The organism is Telmatospirillum siberiense, assembly GCF_002845745.1.
Lineage (GTDB): Bacteria > Pseudomonadota > Alphaproteobacteria > Rhodospirillales > Magnetospirillaceae > Telmatospirillum > Telmatospirillum siberiense.
On sequence record NZ_PIUM01000049.1, the window covers coordinates 1 to 16,810 of the forward strand.

Annotated in this window: 18 protein-coding genes; 15 read left to right on the forward strand and 3 right to left on the reverse strand. The window is 62.1% G+C overall.

All coding sequences use genetic code 11. The annotated features are described in order from the left end of the window. The 5 genes from CWS72_RS25710 to dcuC form a co-directional block, all read left to right on the forward strand. The coding region (locus tag CWS72_RS25710) for a thioesterase II family protein (protein ID WP_241911891.1) at positions 1-384 on the forward strand (384 nt) is incomplete at its 5' end. Further along, on the forward strand, positions 381-1,145 hold the full coding sequence (locus CWS72_RS25715) for an aspartyl/asparaginyl beta-hydroxylase domain-containing protein (protein ID WP_146002889.1): 765 nt from the start codon (positions 381-383) through the stop codon (positions 1,143-1,145). The genes CWS72_RS25710 and CWS72_RS25715, both read left to right, overlap by 4 nt. Positions 1,146-1,222: 77 nt before the next feature. Further along, positions 1,223-1,798 carry a chromate transporter gene (locus CWS72_RS25720; protein ID WP_101253553.1) on the forward strand — a complete coding sequence of 192 codons (576 nt, stop codon included), beginning with the start codon at positions 1,223-1,225 and terminating at the stop codon, positions 1,796-1,798. Then, complete coding sequence (locus CWS72_RS25725; protein WP_101253527.1) at positions 1,795-2,337, forward strand: chromate transporter; 543 nt, start codon at positions 1,795-1,797, stop codon at positions 2,335-2,337. The genes CWS72_RS25720 and CWS72_RS25725 overlap by 4 nt, the downstream gene beginning before the upstream one ends. A gap of 189 nt (positions 2,338-2,526) precedes the next feature. Then, positions 2,527-3,792 carry a C4-dicarboxylate transporter DcuC gene (dcuC, locus tag CWS72_RS25730; RefSeq protein WP_101253528.1) on the forward strand — a complete coding sequence of 422 codons (1,266 nt, stop codon included), beginning with the start codon at positions 2,527-2,529 and terminating at the stop codon, positions 3,790-3,792. A gap of 38 nt (positions 3,793-3,830) precedes the next feature. On the opposite strand, the gene dmeF is transcribed toward dcuC, so the two are convergent. Together dmeF and CWS72_RS25740 are read right to left on the reverse strand one after the other, a co-directional pair. Continuing rightward, entirely contained in the window at positions 3,831-4,817 is a 987-nt protein-coding gene (gene dmeF, locus CWS72_RS25735; RefSeq protein ID WP_101253529.1) for a CDF family Co(II)/Ni(II) efflux transporter DmeF, read from the reverse strand. An 8-nt stretch (positions 4,818-4,825) separates the two neighbouring features. Beyond that, positions 4,826-5,095 carry a metal/formaldehyde-sensitive transcriptional repressor gene (locus CWS72_RS25740; protein ID WP_101253530.1) on the reverse strand — a complete coding sequence of 90 codons (270 nt, stop codon included), beginning with the start codon at positions 5,093-5,095 and terminating at the stop codon, positions 4,826-4,828. A 122-nt stretch (positions 5,096-5,217) separates the two neighbouring features. On the opposite strand from CWS72_RS25740, the gene CWS72_RS25745 reads away from it, so the two are divergent. The 9 genes from CWS72_RS25745 to CWS72_RS25785 all read left to right on the forward strand — a co-directional run bounded on the left by CWS72_RS25745 (position 5,218) and on the right by CWS72_RS25785 (position 14,504). Beyond that, positions 5,218-5,931, forward strand: coding sequence for a LytTR family DNA-binding domain-containing protein (locus CWS72_RS25745; protein WP_101253531.1), 714 nt, complete (start codon positions 5,218-5,220; stop codon positions 5,929-5,931). Between the two features lie 112 nt (positions 5,932-6,043). Beyond that, positions 6,044-6,349, forward strand: coding sequence for a N(2)-fixation sustaining protein CowN (gene cowN, locus CWS72_RS25750; RefSeq protein WP_101253532.1), 306 nt, complete (start codon positions 6,044-6,046; stop codon positions 6,347-6,349). A 114-nt stretch (positions 6,350-6,463) separates the two neighbouring features. Then, a complete protein-coding gene (gene ruvX, locus CWS72_RS25755) occupies positions 6,464-6,934 on the forward strand; it encodes a Holliday junction resolvase RuvX (protein ID WP_101253533.1) in 471 nt (156 codons plus the stop codon). A 102-nt stretch (positions 6,935-7,036) separates the two neighbouring features. Next, on the forward strand, positions 7,037-7,450 hold the full coding sequence (locus CWS72_RS25760) for a cyclic nucleotide-binding domain-containing protein (RefSeq protein WP_101253554.1): 414 nt from the start codon (positions 7,037-7,039) through the stop codon (positions 7,448-7,450). A gap of 167 nt (positions 7,451-7,617) precedes the next feature. Then, positions 7,618-9,147, forward strand: coding sequence for a tetratricopeptide repeat protein (locus tag CWS72_RS25765; RefSeq protein ID WP_101253534.1), 1,530 nt, complete (start codon positions 7,618-7,620; stop codon positions 9,145-9,147). A gap of 208 nt (positions 9,148-9,355) precedes the next feature. Beyond that, complete coding sequence (locus tag CWS72_RS25770) at positions 9,356-10,300, forward strand: aspartate carbamoyltransferase catalytic subunit (RefSeq protein WP_101253535.1); 945 nt, start codon at positions 9,356-9,358, stop codon at positions 10,298-10,300. Beyond that, positions 10,300-11,607 (forward strand): dihydroorotase, encoded by a 1,308-nt coding sequence (pyrC, locus tag CWS72_RS25775; RefSeq protein WP_101253536.1) that lies wholly within the window; start codon positions 10,300-10,302, stop codon positions 11,605-11,607. The genes CWS72_RS25770 and pyrC overlap by 1 nt, the downstream gene beginning before the upstream one ends. Further along, positions 11,600-12,193, forward strand: coding sequence for a glycerol-3-phosphate 1-O-acyltransferase PlsY (gene plsY, locus CWS72_RS25780; protein ID WP_101253537.1), 594 nt, complete (start codon positions 11,600-11,602; stop codon positions 12,191-12,193). The genes pyrC and plsY overlap by 8 nt, the downstream gene beginning before the upstream one ends. Positions 12,194-12,425: 232 nt before the next feature. After that, positions 12,426-14,504, forward strand: a complete 2,079-nt coding sequence (locus tag CWS72_RS25785; RefSeq protein ID WP_101253538.1) for a methyl-accepting chemotaxis protein — start codon at positions 12,426-12,428, stop codon at positions 14,502-14,504. Positions 14,505-14,553: 49 nt separating this feature from the next. On the opposite strand, the gene CWS72_RS25790 is transcribed toward CWS72_RS25785, so the two are convergent. After that, positions 14,554-15,879 carry an anaerobic C4-dicarboxylate transporter gene (locus tag CWS72_RS25790; RefSeq protein WP_101253539.1) on the reverse strand — a complete coding sequence of 442 codons (1,326 nt, stop codon included), beginning with the start codon at positions 15,877-15,879 and terminating at the stop codon, positions 14,554-14,556. Positions 15,880-16,214: 335 nt separating this feature from the next. On the opposite strand from CWS72_RS25790, the gene CWS72_RS25795 reads away from it, so the two are divergent. Next, positions 16,215-16,799: a DJ-1/PfpI family protein gene (locus tag CWS72_RS25795; RefSeq protein WP_101253540.1), complete on the forward strand. Its 585-nt coding sequence runs from the start codon at positions 16,215-16,217 to the stop codon at positions 16,797-16,799. Positions 16,800-16,810 lie beyond the last annotated feature (11 nt).

Below are 16,810 nucleotides of genomic sequence, written 5' to 3' on the forward strand. Positions count from 1 at the left end.
CCGGAAGCCCCCCCCTTGCACCGGCTGGATGACGAGGCCCTGCGCGCCGCCGCCATGGAACGCTTCGCCCTGCCAGCGGAATTTTTGGAACACGAGGATCTGTGGCGGGTGGTGCTGCCGACCCTGCGGGCAGACATCGAGCTCCTCGAGACTTGGCGACCCGCCCCCGAAGCCCCGCTCGATCTGCCGCTGACCATTGTCGGCGCCCGGCAGGACCGCATCGTGGCCCTGTCCCAACTGACCGACTGGGCGGCACGGACCACGGCGGCCCTGTCCCTGCATATCCTGGATGGCGGTCACATGCTGCCCCGGGACCAGGGGCCGGCGCTGTTGGAGATCCTGCGCCGCATCCTTGGGCGCCATGCGGAGGGAGGCGCGTCGTGAGCGCGCCCCCCCAACCTTGGTACATGATCAACGGCGGTCGTTACGAGGGGGTGGAACCGCCCTATTTCGACCCGGCCGAGCATCCCTGGACCAGGACGCTGGAGGACAACTGGACGATCATCCGCGACGAAATGTTGGCCCTGCTCGCCGGCCGGGCCGAGAAGCGCCTGGCGCCTTACTTCGCCAACGATATGTACTTCCCGCCGAATGCCTGGAAAACCTTGGGGCTTTATTTCTGGAAGTACCGCATCCACCGCAACTGCCGCGCCTGCCCGAAGACCACGGCGATCATCGAGGGTATCCCCCATTTGACGGCGGCCTCCTTAAGCGTGCTGGAGGCCGGCTCCAACATCAACCCGCACCAGGGCGACACCAATGCGGTGATCCGCGTCCACCTGCCTCTGTCCGTTCCCGAGCCCCTGCCCCGTTGCGGTTTCGAGGTCAAGGGAGTGGCGCGCTCGTGGCAGGAGGGGAAGGTGTTGCTGTTCCAGGACGCCTATACCCACTTCGCCTGGAACCAGACGGACAGGCGGCGGCTGATCATGATCCTCGATGTCATGCGCCCGGAATTCGCCGACCGGTCGAACGAGGTCTGCGCCAACGTCTTGGGTTCCATCGCGCTGCTCTACCTCTATCGGCGCCTGCGATGGCTGAACCGGTTGCCGGGCCGGCTGCGCCGCCCCCTCCATTGGATTTCCCGGACCCTGTTCCGCGTCGTGATCCCGGTGCAACGGCAACTTGGGCGGATCCTGATCCGCTAAAATTATAAGATTGCCAGCCCTTATTCGCCGGCTGCCTTCTTGCCATCGCCAAGACGGCTGTGGCACAGTCCGGCGTCATGACGAACGAAGAGACGCCCTCGCCTCCTCCCGCCGCCGCATCGGTCGGCCGCGCGCAGCTTTTCCTGGGATTTTTGAAAATCGGCCTGATGGGCTTCGGCGGCGTCGCCGCCGTCGCCCGGCACGTCATCGTCATCGACCGGGCCTGGCTTTCCGAAAAGGACTATGCCTCGCTGCTGGGGATCGGGCAGGTCCTGCCCGGCCCCAACGTGGTCAATGTCTCGATCATGATCGGCGACCGCTTCCGGGGGCCCCTGGGTTCGATCTGCGCGCTTGCCGGCCTGATGAGCATGCCGCTCGTCATCCTGATCGCGCTGGCCGCCCTTTATCAGCAGTTCTCCGCCGTTCCCGAGGTACAGGCAGGCATCGCCGGAACCGCAGCGGCGGCCGCCGGACTGGTGGTCGGCACGGCGCTCAAGATGGCGCGCAAGCTGAAGCCGACGAGGATGGCCCTGCTGTTCGGCTTCATCGCCTTCACGGCGGTGGGCATCATTCATCTGCCGATGCTGCCCACGGTCCTGGTCGCCGCCCCCATCAGCATCCTCGCCGTGCTATGGGAGAGGAAACGCCAATGAAAGACGGGCTTCTGGGACAAATCGCCACGACCTTCGCCTCGGTCTCGCTGGTCGCGGTGGGCGGCGCCAACGCGGTGATGCCCGAGATCCACCGCCAGGTGGTCGACCAGTTGCACTGGATGGACGGGGCGACCTTCGCCAATCTGTTCGCCGTGGCCCAGGCCGCGCCCGGCCCGAACGTCCTGTTCGTCAGCCTGATCGGCTGGCACATGGCCGGTTTCGCCGGCCTGGCGGTCGCCACGCTGGCCATCATGCTGCCCTCCGGCCTGGTCGCCTTCGCCGCCGGGCGGCTGGTCGCCCGCCTGGACGGACACCCCCTCATGCAGGCGGCCAAGAGCGGCCTGGTGCCGATCGCCGTCGGATTGATCCTGGCCAGCGGCCTGGTGATGAGCCGCGCCGCCGATCACGATGTCTTGACCATCGCCATTACGCTGGGAACGGCGGCCTTCGTCTTCTTCCGGGAAAACAGCCCTCTCTGGGCCTTGGCGGGCGGCGCCCTCCTGGGAATAGGAACCTACCTGCTTGGGCTGTTCTCCTAACCCTTCCCCCCTTCCTCCGGACACCTCGGGATCAGGCCGGATTGACAGCCGGATTGACCCCACAGTACCTTTTTGAATCATGTATATGAATATATGATCGGTTGAAAATCGGAACCGTAAGCGGCGTTTGTCTGATGCATCGCCTCAAATCACCACGGTCCCCGGAATTGTTAAAAAAGAGGCGATAAAATGCTGATTACTCTGGGAGGTATCGTTGTCCTGGTAACGATCTACCTCATGGTCAAACAGTACGAAACGCGATTGGTACTGTTCTGCGCGGGAATGGTCCTGGCCCTTTGCGCGGGACAGCCGATGGCGCCATTCCTGGCGTTTTCCCACGCCATGAAGGAAAACAAGCTTTTCGAATCGATCGTTTCCGTCATGGGATTCGCCATGGTGATGAAGCTGACCCAGTGCGACCAGCATCTGATCCGCTATCTCGTCCGCGGCCTGAAGCGCGTGGGACCACTGTTGATTCCCGCCTCGGTCCTGGTGACCTTCTTCATCAACACCTCGATCACCAGCTCGGCCGGATGCTCCGCCGCGGTCGGCGCCATCCTCATTCCCCTCATGCTGGCGTCGGGCATCCACCCGGCCATCGCCGCCGCCGCCATCTACGTCGCCACCTACGGGGCCATCCTCAATCCCGGCTATGCCCAGGTCGCCCTGGTCGCCGAGGTCGCCAAGGTGTCGAACATGGACGTGGTCTCCAACCATTTCGTCGCCATGCTCGTCTCGATCCTCATCGGCGCGGTCTCGCTTTTCGTCGTGGCCGTTTTGCTGAAAGAGCACAAGGGATATGTCCTGCCCGCCGACAAGCGGATCCAGGACGACGATTTCAAGATCAATCCGATCAAGGCCGTCGTTCCGCTCATTCCCCTGACCCTGCTTATCCTGGGCAGCACCGGCCTCGTACCGCCGTTCAAGCAACTCGCCATCTCGCACGCCATGATCATCGGCGCCTTTTTCGGTTTCCTGGTCACCTGGACCAGCCCGCAGAAGATCTCGAAGGAATTCTGGCATGGCGCCGGTGACGCCTTCGGCCATGTGTTCGGCATCATCATCTGCGCCCTCGTCTTCGTCGAAGGGCTGAAAGCCGTCGGCGTCATCCAGGCGATCACCGACCTGATGGTCGGCACCCCCGCCATCGCCAAGATCAGTTCGGCCTTCGGACCGTTCATCCTGGGAATCATGTGCGGATCGGGCGATGCCGCGGCGGTGGCTTTCAATCGCGCCGTCACGCCGGAAGCGGTGCGGTTTGGCCTGACCGCCATGGACATGGGCAGCACGGCGGCGATCGCCGGAGCCCTGGGACGCAGCATGTCGCCCATCGCCGGCGGCATGATCATCTGCTCGGCATTCGCCGGCTGCTCGCCCCTCGACGCGGCGAAACGCAACGCGCCCGGCATGATCCTGGCGTGCATCTCCGTCCTCGTCCTGCTGCTTTACAAATAAACCTAAAAGCTCCCGAACGATCGTTCGGGAGCTTTTTCTCACTTCGGCTGAATCTCGACGGTGACGTGCGAAAGAGCCGGGAACGCCCCCAGACGTTCCCGATAATGGGCCACATCGCGCGGTCTGTCGGTAACCACCGACAGGATGGCGCCAAGGTGTCCCGGCCCCAGACGCCATAGATGCAGATCGGTCAGGCGGTCATCGTCATCCTCGATGGTCCGCCTCATTTCCTCGGCCAAGCCCTCATCAGGCGTCATATCCAGAAGAACCGCCCCCGTGTCGCGGACCAGGCAATAGGACCAGTTGGCGATCACCACGGCGCCGACCATGCCGACCAGGGGATCGATCCACAGCCAGTTGAAGCAGCGCCCGAGCAGAAGACCGACGATGACCAACAGGGAAACGGCAGCATCGGCGAGCACATGAACCAGGGCTGCCCGCATATTGTTGTCGCGATTCGTCTTGCCATGCGACAGATGGGGGTCGTGATGATCGTGGGCCTGATGGTCATGGTCATGGTCATGGTCATGGTCGTGATGATGATGCTCGTCATGGCCATGATGGTGGTGATGACCGCCCCGGCTCAGCAGAAAGGCGCTTACCACATTGACGGCCAGCCCCAGCACGGCGATCGGAATGGATTCGTCGAAATCGATCGGCATGGGATGAACCAGCCGCTCAATGGCTTCATAACCGATCAGCAAGGCGATCATCGCCAGAACGATGGCGCTGGAAAATCCGGCCAGATCGCCCAGTTTTCCGGTTCCGAAGGCGAACCGTTGGTCTTTGGCGTGACGGCGGGCATAGGTGTAAGCCCAAGCGGCGATCAGAAGCGCTCCCGCATGCGTCGACATATGCAGGCCATCGGCGATCAGGGCGACCGAACCGAACAGGGCGCCGCCCGCGACCTCGGCGATCATCATCGCCCCGCACAATCCGATCACCACCCAGGTCTGCCGTTCGCTCCGCTCATGGCCCGCCCCCAGGAAGACATGGTCATGGGAAACCGAGGAAAGATCGCTCATGGCGCCCCCTATTTGAAATAGCTGTGAAAAAGTTCGACCAGATCCTCGTCCCCGCGACCGCCATTGTCCCGGTCACGGTCGACCAGATGGGTCCGGATGTGATCCTCGACGACCACAGCCATCAGTCCGTTGACGGCCCCCCGGCTGGCGGCGATCAGATGCATCACCTGCGCGCAGCCCGCCTCGCTCTCCAGCGCCCGTTCGACGGCATCGAGCTGGCCCTTGATCCGCCGCACGCGGTTCAACAATTTCTGCTTTTCCCGGATGGTATGGCTCATGCCGCCCTCCCCGATATAGGTAAGGGGGGTATCCTATATTCACAAGGAAGCGTCAAATGAAATGCGCGAGCCGCCCGGGGCAATCGCTTGCATTTCGCCAGCGGACATGATGCCCTTGGGCCATGTCGGAGCCCACGCCCACCAGCTTCCAATACCGCCTGCAGCAGATTCCGGTCGGGATCGTGACGCTCGACGCGAAACGCCATGTCGTCGCCGCCAGCCCCCTGGCCGCGGCGCTGCTGTCCAAGACCCGGGCCGACTGGCTGGGCGTCGATATCCTGGAGCTTCATCCGGCGGCGGTGCGCGCCAAGGTGCAATGGCTGCTCGATAGCGCCGAAGCCAGCCCGCAGCAGCCGGCCGGCATGGTGCTCAATCTGCCCGACGGGACCCTGGTTTCCCGGGTCAGCGTTATCCAGGGCAAGGATGGGCATGGCTTCTGCCTGCTCTTCTACGCAATCGAAGAGCCGGCCCTTGCCGCCGCCGCGCCGACGGAACCGTCGCCCTGGCTGGTCAAGCTGCCCTTGTCGAGCCAAGGCGGATTGGCATTGATGGATGTCGAGGACGTCGTCTATCTGCGGGCGGAGGGTCACTATACCCGGGCCAAACGCCGCGATTCCGAGGCGCAATGCACGCTCGCCCTGGCGGAACTGGCCAAACGTCTTCCTCCCGAGCGCTTCCTGCGCGTCCATCGCAGCTATCTGGTCAATCTTCGTCATGTCCAAGCGGTCGAACGGCGCGACGATCAATGGATCCTGGTGATGAACACCAAAAACGCCGATCGCGTCCCGGTCAGCCGGAAGAACATCGACAGGCTGCGCCACCGCCTCGCCATTTAGGGCGGCGGGCGGCCATTCGCGCCCTCCCGCCGCCGCTCGTTCATCGGGCATTGTACCCGCCGCCAAACGACCGCATGCTCAAACCGGGGGCTTCTCAGCCGATTTGAGCATCATGAACGACGATAAACCGATCAAGTCCGAAGAACGCTACGTCACCTTTCGCGGCATCGATTGCGCCGGCAATTCGGCCAAGGTGCTCGAACATGTCCACGCCATCATCAAGGACCCGGCCAAAAGCAATCCTTTCTGGGAACGTTTCAAGGCCCGGGTCAAGGCGGCCGATGACGCCCAGAACCGCGTCACCGACGAGCTTTGCCTGCTCTGTTCCCATACCTATTTCATCGAGGAACTGTTCGAAGAACATGGCGACGAGGAAGGCCTTCGCCATTTGAAACGACTTGAGGAGGAGTGCTGCTAGCCACTCCGCACCTGCACGGCATCCTCGATTTCCAATGGTTCACGGCGCGCTTTCGATGATATGAAGGCGCGCCGACCAATCGGGGCCGCCAGCCGAACTCCAAGGATCCTGCCCATGCCCATCTTGTCCGCCGCCGATCTGAAAGCAGGCCTTGGCCGGGACCAGCGCCTGCTCGGCCTCGACCTGGGCAGCAAGACCATCGGCCTGGCCTTGTCGGACGTCAGCCGGACAATCGCCACACCCCTGCTCACCATCGCCAGAACAAAGTTCACGAAAGATGTGAAAGAGTTATTTCAAATAATTGATTCTAAAGATGTTTTTGGACTAGTCATCGGCCTCCCCGTCAGCATGGACGGGCAAGAGGGTCCACGCTGCCAATCAGTCCGGCAATTCGCCACCAGCCTTCTGGCGTTGCGCGACCTTCCCGTCGCCTTCTGGGATGAAAGACTGTCCACGGCCGCGGTCACCCGCACCCTGCTCGAGGCCGACACCTCCCGCAAGCGGCGTGCCGAGGTGGTCGACAAAATGGCCGCCGCCTATATCCTGCAAGGCGCCCTCGATGCCGGGCCGGGTGTCTTTCAATAGAGCGCACCATATCATTTTATATTTACTGCCGGTTGCCATTCCCTTTTCTTTCACGTAACAATATTAGGGCGATCACGCTTTAAAGATCGTTTGGAGACCGGCATGAGCAGCGTGGACGACAATCGAAAAGCCTTCCTGCCCGAACGCCGATCGTTTCAGGCCAATACGACCATCTTCAAGGAAGGCGATCAGGCCGATTGCGCCTATATCGTCGAAGCCGGAGAGGTTCAGATCTTCAAGATGGTCAGCGGTCGCCGCATTCTCCTGGGCGACATCCTGCCCTGGGGCATTTTCGGCGAATTGGGGCTGATCGATTCCTCTCCGCGCATGGCCACCGCGGTCTCCCGGAAAGACACGGTCTGCATGGTGATATCGAAAGCATCCATCGGCCAGATGATGGACGGGGCGCCGCAGGGCTTGAACACGTTGATCCATTCCCTGGTCCAGGTCATCAGGACGGCCGGGCAGGATTTGGCCGAAGCCCGCTACCAACTGACGGAACGGGAAAGGCATTAACCGCCCCGGCTTAAATTCATAGTCCTCACGCGCATTCAAGCGATTGTCCCGCCCCTTGTGACAGTTCCTCTCAATAATGATATTTCGTAAGAAATCGTTCCCCTCAAGAGGAAGGGCCGCGTTAAGCTGGCGCGTCCCACTTTATTTTTTAGGGCGGGTGTCCCCTAATGGCGTCACATCTTTCGGACCATCTCGAAGTTGGCACGGACCTCGTTCTTCAAAACCGAATCGCCGCCGCCCGGCGCCAGGAAGCTGCCGGCAATATCTTAAACGCGCTTCAAATCCTCGCGGACCTGTTGTCCACCCACCCCGGCCACCGGGATATCTTGCTGGCGCTGGCGAGGTTAAACAAACGCATTGGCGCGCCTCAAGACAGCCTGCTCCTCATTCAACTGGCGCTTCAATCGCATCCGACCGACCGGGAACTTCAATCGGAATTGGCCGACAGCCTTGAAGCATGCGGACGAACGGACGACGGGCTGGCTGTTTTGGAGCGTTTGGCGCTGGCCGCGCCAGACGACCCGCACCCCCTTCTCCGGCTGAGTTATATGCATCGCCGGCATGAAAACCATGAGGCGGCGGAAGAAATTTGCGCCCGAATGCTCATCAGATACCCTGACTTCTCCATGGGATGGGTAAGCCATGGCATCGGCGATCATCGTGCCGGTCGAAACGTGGAGGCGGAAACCTGTTTCCAAAAAGCCTTGACCCTGGATCCCGAGAACCCGGTGGCGCATCTTTCGCGGGCATGCAATTTGCTGGCGATGGGGCGATGGCGGGAAGGTTTCGCCGAATTCGAATGGCGCCGAAAACTGCCCAATGCGGTTGCCTCTCCCGTCGCCGTCCCCGTCTGCAATGGGCATGAGCCGGCCGGCACCCGCCTTCTTCTCTGGAACGACCAGGGATTGGGCGACGCCATTCAATTTCTTCGCTATCTTCCCCTGGTCAAAGCCCATGGCTACAAGCCGATTTTGGTTCTTTCGAAGGAACTTTGCCGCCTGGCCAGGTCCGTGTCCGGAGCTGACATCGTTCTGCCATCGGATGCCCCCCTCCCGCCCTGTGACGCCCACCTGCCACTCATGAGCGTCCCCTTCGTTCTCGGCGCCCAAAAGGAAATCGTCCCCGCTGACGAGCCTTATGTTCAACCGGATCGTCAAAGCGTCGCCAGGTGGGCCAACCGCCTGACCGGCCTGCCCGGACTGAAGGTCGGATTGGTCTGGGCCGGCGCGGCGCGCAAGAACGATTTTCAGGCTCACACACTGGATCGCCGGCGCAGCCTCGATCTGGCTCAGTTGCGCCCTTTGCTGACCACGCCCGGGACCAGTTTCGTCAGTTTGCAGATGGGACGGGAGTTTTCGTCTCAGATCGCGGCACTGCCACCGGATATTCGCCCCTTCAATCCGATGGATGAGGTCGAAGATTTTCTCGATACGGCGGCGGTGATTCAAAATCTCGATCTGGTCATCTCCGTCGATACGTCGGTTGCGCATCTGGCGGGAGCGCTGGGCAAGCCGGTATGGATCCTTTCACGCTTCGACGGATGCTGGCGATGGCTCAAGGACCGCGACGATTCACCGTGGTATCCAACAGTGCGCCTGTTTCGCCAGAACGCTCCGGGACAATGGGATGACGTGATCAGCCGTACGGCGGCGGCTCTCCATGAAAGCATCGGCTCGGGAGACATGGCGCGGAAATAATCCCCCGGAACAATCGCCTGACCGCGCGTGAGTTGTTTTTCCAAAGACGACTTTCCTCGCGATGGCGCGAGAGCCCAGGGGCCGGATGGCCCCGCCCGGCGATTGAGGGCTGACGATAAACCCGGGGCAATCGCGTTCAAGCGATTGCCCCGAATAATCCCCTTACTCCTCTTGCCGGTAGCATGGGCTCGACATATAGTCGCCACTTATGACCCAGCTTTTTCCCCACCGACATCTCCTCGGCATCGAAGGCCTTGGCCCGCAGGAGATTACCGCATTGCTCGATCTCTCCGACGGCTTTGTGGAAAAGAATCGGTCGGCCGACCGCAAATCGAACAATTTGCGCGGCAAGACGATCATCAACCTGTTTTTCGAGAACTCGACGCGCACGCGCACCAGTTTCGAACTGGCCGGCAAACGCCTCGGCGCCGACGTGATCAATATGCAGGTCTCGGCCAGCTCGGTGGCCAAGGGCGAGACCCTGATCGACACGGCGATGACGCTGAACGCCATGCACATCGATGTCCTGGTCGTGCGCCATCCCGACTCGGGCGCCGTCAAGCTCCTGTCGGAAAAGGTCAATTGCGCGGTCATCAACGCCGGCGACGGGGCGCATGAACATCCCACCCAGGCCCTGCTCGACGCCCTGACGATCCGCCGCAGGAAAGGCCACCTCGACGGATTGACCGTCGCCATTTGCGGCGACGTGCTGCACAGCCGCGTGGCCCGCTCGAACATCCATCTGCTCAACAGCATGGGAGCGCGGGTCCGGCTGGTCGCCCCCCGCACCTTGTTGCCGGCGCAGGCCGACCGGCTGGGCGTCGAGGTCTTCCATAACATGGTCAAGGGCCTTGAGGACGTCGATATCGTGATGATGCTGCGGGTACAGAATGAACGGATGAAGGGAAACTTCATTCCTTCGATCCGCGAATATTTCCATTTCTTCGGTCTCGACTACGAGAAATTGAAGGCCGCCAAGCCGGACGCGCTGATCATGCATCCCGGCCCGATGAATCGCGGCGTCGAACTGGACAGCGACCTGGCCGACGATGTCGAACGTTCGGTCATCCGCGAACAGGTGGAGATGGGGGTCGCCGTCCGCATGGCCTGCCTTGACGTCCTGACGCAGAACCTGGCAGGAGGCAACGCCTGATGTCCACCCGCGCATCCGGCCGTGTGGCCTATATCAATGCCCGCCTCCTCGATCCCGCCAGCGGTCTGGACGGCACCGGCTTCCTGCTGACCGACGGCGAGACGATCGCAGAGGTCGGTACCGGCCTGTTCCAGGGCGCCCACTCCGCCGACACGCTGGTGATCGACTGCCAGGGCGCCTGTCTGGCGCCCGGCCTGGTCGATATGCGCGTACAACTGCGCGAACCCGGCGAAGAACATAAGGAAACCCTGCGCTCGGCCGGGGAATCCGCGGTTGCCGGCGGCGTCACCTCGATGGTCTGTCTGCCCAATACCCATCCGGTCATCGATGATGTCGCCACCGTCGAATTCGTCGCTCGCCGTGCCCGCAAAAGCGGCCTGGCGAAGGTCTATCCCTACGCCGCCGCCACCAAGCAACTGGCCGGCCAGGAACTGGCCGAGATCGGCATGCTGGCCGAAGCCGGCGCACTCGGCTTCACCGACGGCACCAAGGCGATCAAGAACGCCCAGGTGATGCGCCGCGCCCTGGCCTATGCCGCCACCTTCGGCGTGATGATCATCCAGCATCCGGAAGAGCCCTCCCTGGCCGAGAACGGCGCGATGAACGAGGGCGAGCTGTCGGCCCGCCTCGGCCTTGCCGGCATCCCGACGGCGGCGGAAGCCATCATGCTGGAACGCGACATGCGGCTGGTCGCCATCACCGGTGGACGTTATCACGCGGCCCATCTGTCCACCGCCGAGGGCATCGAGGTCGTGCGCCGCGCCAAGGAACGCGGGCTTCCCGTCACCTGCGACACGGCACCGCCCTATTTCGCCCTGAACGAATTGGCCGTCAGCGAATATCGGACGTTTTCCAAGCTCTCGCCGCCGCTTCGCTCCGAGGCGGACCGGCAGGCGATCGTGGCGGCCATCAAGGATGGCGTCATCGACGCCATCGCCTCCGACCACGCGCCCCAGGATCAGGATTCGAAGCGCCTGCCCTTCGCCCAGGCCGAACCCGGCGGCGTCGGATTGGAAACCCTGCTGGCAGTCACGCTGGAGCTTTATCACAACCGCCACCTCAGCCTGATCAAGGCGGTCGAATTGATAACCTGGGCGCCGGCACGTCTGCTGGGGCTGCCCGCCGGCCAGTTGAAAACCGGGGCCGCGGCCGATCTCGTCCTCTTCGATCCCGATCGCGCCTGGCGGGTCGATCCGGAAAAGTTCCGCAGCAAATCAAAAAATTCGCCCTTCGACGGGCGTCCTTTGCAAGGCCGGGTATTGCGCACGGTCGTCGACGGCCGCACGGTTTTCGCAACCGATGCCTGAGTCCGCATTGCCGCTGGCCGGCATCCTCGGCTATCTGCTGGGCTCGGTTCCTTTCGGCTTGGTGCTCACCCGCTTGGCCGGACTGGGAGATATCCGTGCCATCGGGTCCGGCAATATCGGAGCCACCAACGTATTGAGGACCGGGCACAAGGGCCTGGCCGCCGCCACCTTGATCCTCGATAGCGGCAAAGGCGCCTTCGCCGCCTGGGTCGCGGCCTCGTTCGCCGGCGTCGACGCCGGCCTGTTGGCGGGCTTCGCCGCCGTCCTCGGGCACAACTTTCCGGTCTGGCTGAAATTCAAGGGAGGCAAGGGCGTCGCCACGACGCTCGGCGTCCTCCTGATTACCGCTTGGCCGGTCGGGGTGGGTGCCTGCCTCACCTGGCTGGTGGTGGCGGTTCTGTTTCGCATTTCATCCCTTGCCGCGCTGGCGGCCCTTGCCGCCTCCCCCGTCATCGCCCTGATCTTCGCCACTCCCGCCCATGCGCTGCTGGCGGCAGGTCTCGCCGTGCTCGGCTTCATCCGCCACCGCGCCAATATCAGGCGTCTCGTCAAGGGCGAGGAACCCCGCATCGGACGTCACGGCTAGAGCGATCGGCTTCATGTTCCGCCTCGCGGACGCTGACATGATCACACCTCTCCGGCAGTCTTGTCCCCAAACGGGGATATTGAGGCCTTCCCGCAACTGCTAATTTTCAGGCATCACCGGGAGCAATTCCCGGTGATGCCATGACGCGGTTGTCGTAACCGAAATTGCTGCGCGCCGATTCCGCCGCCCATTGCTTGGAGTGAGCTTGACGCGCCACGATTCGAGGCCGGAAATGTTTAAATCGTCCGTCACGAAGTTGCTTCTCTTCTTCCAAATCAGCGTCATGTCCGTGTTGATGATCGGCGCGGTCTATCTGACCATCACTTCGATACGAAATTTCCGGTCAGCCCGCTTGGCCGTCGATCTGGTGACGGTCGACAAGGCTCTCTTCCTGGGCGCGACGGGGAGCCGAGGCGTTCTGACGCCGACGCAAGGCGCTCTCCAGTCAAGCGAAGCACCGAAGCAGCTCATTGCCGACCTTCGCCGGAAAGCGGAGGAAAAGCTCGAAGGAGCGCTGAGCGCGCTCAAGAGCGCCCCCTTGGACGGTCGCGATGACCTGATCACGGCCATCCAATCCGCCAGGACGGAGGTTGAGAAAACCCAATCCATCGTCGATTCGCAAGCCGATAAGCCTCTCGCCGAACGCGACGTCGCCGTCGGCCTGGCCCCCTGGAGGACCGCCGTTTTCAAGCTCGCGGATAAGCTTTCCGATGCCGGAGACCTGGCGGGCAACGCCGTGCGCCTGACCGATCCCTCCCTCGCCGAACTGGTGCAGGTCAGACAACTCGCCTGGCGTATCCGCGACGCCTATGGAAGCCAGTGCGCCCTTCTTCGCCCGACGATCACGAAAAATCTGCCCATGGATCAAATGGTAAGCGCGACCTGGAACAAGGGACGCGGCAACTACGAGGCCGCCTGGGCCGATCTCGAAGTCCTGATGAAAAGAGAAGGATTTTCTCCGCCACTGGCGCAAGCCGCGCAGGCGGCCCACAAAGCCATCTCCACCGGACAAGCCGCCGTCGACCGGATGGCCGCGTCTGTGGGAGTGGCCGGCAAGGAAGCCCCGTCACCGGCCACCTTTTCGGCGGAATGCACCGCCCCCAACGACGTCATCGTCGATATCGCCTTCCGGGCTCTCGACCTGGCATCCGATCGGGCCAACGACCTGAAATACGCCGCGATCGTCGAGATCCTGACGATTATGGTGGTCTCATCGCTGGCACTGTTCGGTATCGTCTACAGCCTGCTGGCGCTGCGGCGGCGGTTTTCCCAGCCGATAGCAGGGTTGATGCTGGCCGTGGGCCGGCTCACGCGGCGCGAATTCAACGAACGGATCGGACAAACCGGCTACGCCGACGAGATCGGCGCCATGGCGCAAGCCCTGGAAAGCCTGCGTGAAAGCGCGCTGACCGCCGAAGGCCTGGAACGGCAAGCCGCCGAGGCCCGCGATAAGGAGTTGACCCGCAGCCGAAACATCGAAAGCGCCTGCCATGCGTTCGAAAGCGGCAGCTTCACCGCGCTGTCCAATCTTGAGCGTTCGGCGGGGGATCTGACCGCGACATCCACGCATATGCGCGATCTGGCGGGCGATTCGAGCGAACGTTCCGCCGCCGCGGCCCGAAACGCGCGTGAAGTCACCACCAATGTGCAGACGGTTGCGGCGGCGACCGAGGAACTTTCGGCTTCGATCAACGATATTTCGGCACGTGCCTCGGCCGGTGCTCAAAATGCGGAACAGGCGGTCCGACAGGCCGAAGATACCCGACGGACCGTGGACGCCTTGAACTCGGCAGCGGTAAAAATCGGAGAAGTGATCGCCTTGATCAACGGAATCGCCGCCCAGACCAACCTGCTGGCCTTGAACGCCACCATCGAGGCGGCCCGGGCCGGAGACGCCGGCAAGGGATTCGCCGTGGTCGCCGGCGAAGTCAAGAGTTTGGCCAATCAGACGGCGCGGGCGACGGAGGACATCGGACGTCAGATCGAGGAAATCCAAACGGCGACGGCCAACGCGGTTTCAGCCATCGGTTCGATGGGACAGACCATCGGACATATCAACGATGCGGTGGCGGCGATTGCCGATGCCGCCGAACAACAGTTGCAGGCGACACAGGAAATTTCCGCAAGCATTCAGAAGGCCGCCCACAACACCCGCTTGGCCACCGATGATGTCGCCCAGGTGGCACAATCCAATCAGAGGACGGGAGAAGCGGCCGGAGAGGTCATGCAATCACTGGAGGAACAGCAAAGACAGCAAAATCTGCTGAAAACCGCCGTCGAAACCTTCATCGGGCAAGTGAAGACGATATAAAAAAAGCCCCGGTGGCCGGAGGAGCGCCGGCCACCGGGAGATTCGGTCGTCAGAAGAGGACTCGGGACAGGAGATACCCGACGACCGTTGACGTGCCGACCCCAATGAGGCCGGGAATCATGAAGCTGTGGTTCAGCAGATATTTGCCGATATGCGTGGTTCCCGTACGATCGAAATTGATGGCCGCCAGATCGCTGGGATAGAAGGCGAAGAAGAAATAAGCGTAGCTGGACGGCATCAGTCCCAGCAGAAGCGGCACGGGCAAGCCCAGCACCAGTCCGAACGGGATCATGATGGTCAGCACCGCCGCCTGGCTCTTGACGAAGGCCGACACGGCGAACATGGCCAAGGCGAAGGTCCAGGGCGCATATGCGACCATCGCCTTGATGTTGCTGATCAGATAGTCCTTATTGCCGTTGACGAAGGTATCGCTCATCCAGGCGATACCGAAGATCGACACGACGGCGATCATGCCGGCGGTGAAGACGCTGGAACGGGCGATCTCAGCAGCCTTGACGTTGCCGGCGAGCATGATGAAGCAGCCGAAGCTCAGCATGATGATCTGCACCAGCGTGGTCAGCGGCAGCGGCTTGCCGTTGAAATGCGGCAGCAGGCTCGGGAAGATCGAGAGGACGATGATGCTGACGATGCCGGCGAAGAACAGCGCCACACTCAGCTTGGCGGTCTTCGGCAATTCCTTGCCCAGGGTCGTCACAGAAGTGTCGAGGGCGGCGCGGAATGCCGGATCCTTGCAGCGTTCCAGGAAGTCCGGATCCTGATCAAGCTCCTTGCCGCGACGGGTGCTCCACAGCGCGGCCACCAGCATGCCGATGAGACCCGAGGGGAAGGTGATCATGATGATGTCGAGCAAACTCACCGGATGCGACGTCTTGGCGGCCATGGCCAGGAAGGTGGTGACAGCCGCGGCCACCGGGCTCGCCGTGATGCCCATTTGGGCGGCGACACTCGAGATGGCCATCGGCCGTTCGGGCCGGATGCGGGTTTTCAGGGCGACGTCGGCGATCACCGGCAACAGCGAATAGCAGGCGTGGCCGGTTCCCACGCACACCGTCAGCAGGAAGGTCGACAGCGGCGCCAGAATGGTGATGCGGTTGGGGTGCGCGCGAAGGACCGTTTCCGTCTTCTGCACCATGTAATCGAGACCGCCGGCCACCTGCAGGGTCGCCGAAGCGGTGACCACGGCCAGGATGATCAGCATGACGGTGATCGGCGGCTCACCCGGCGGGGTATTGAACACAAAGGCCAGAACCGTCACGCCGAAACCGCCCAGCATGCCAAGCGCGACGCCGCCTCGTCGGATGCCGATGAGAATCGCCCCCAATACGAGAACGAATTCCAACCAAAATGTCAGCATGATTACCCATCTCCCCAAGATTCTATGCGCCCGCTCGGGCGAGATTTCATACCCCAATAGCCATAAATTAGCTAGGGCTTATAACGCCCAACCATGCACCTTTCCGTTGATCTCCCGTTGAAAATTAGTCAGCGTCCTGAAAGCAAATTGAAAGGTTTGACAGCGTCTCGTTGCGTGGCAAACCATGAGTTTTGCACACACAATCCTTTAGCATATTACGATTGATCATGAAACGCCGACACCACCCGGAAATGCCGGAAGTCGAAGTGCGTCCCACCACTCCTTCGTGTAGAGTCCCTGCTCGAAACGACATGCCGCATGTGTGGAGACAAACGATGGCTGGTAAACGGATTTTGATGATCGTCGGCGACTTCGGCGAAGATTACGAAACGATGGTGCCGTTCCAGGCCTTGAAGATGGTCGGGCATCAGGTGGACGCGATTTGCCCGGGCAAATCAGCGGGACAGAGCGTGCGAACGGCGATCCACGATTTCGAGGGAGACCAGACCTATACCGAGAAACCCGGCCATAATTTCACGCTGAACGCGACATTCGCCGATATCGAGGCCCAGTCCTACGACGCCCTGGTGGTGCCGGGCGGCCGCGCCCCGGAATATCTTCGTCTGAACGAAGCGGTTCTCGCCATCGTCCGCTATTTCGCCAATGCCGGGAAACCCATCGCCGCCATTTGCCACGGGCCGCAGTTGCTGGCCGCCGCCGGGGTTCTCAAAGGCAAAAAGGTCTCGGCCTATCCGGCATGCGCGCCGGAAGTCGTCCTGGCCGGTGGTATATTCGCCGACATTCCCGTCGATGCGGCGGTAACCGACGGTCTGCTGGTCACGGCGCCGGCCTGGCCGGCCCATCCGGCCTGGCTGGCGCAATTTCTCGAAATCCTGGGCACGAAAATCAGCCACGCTTAAGCGAGGCCGTC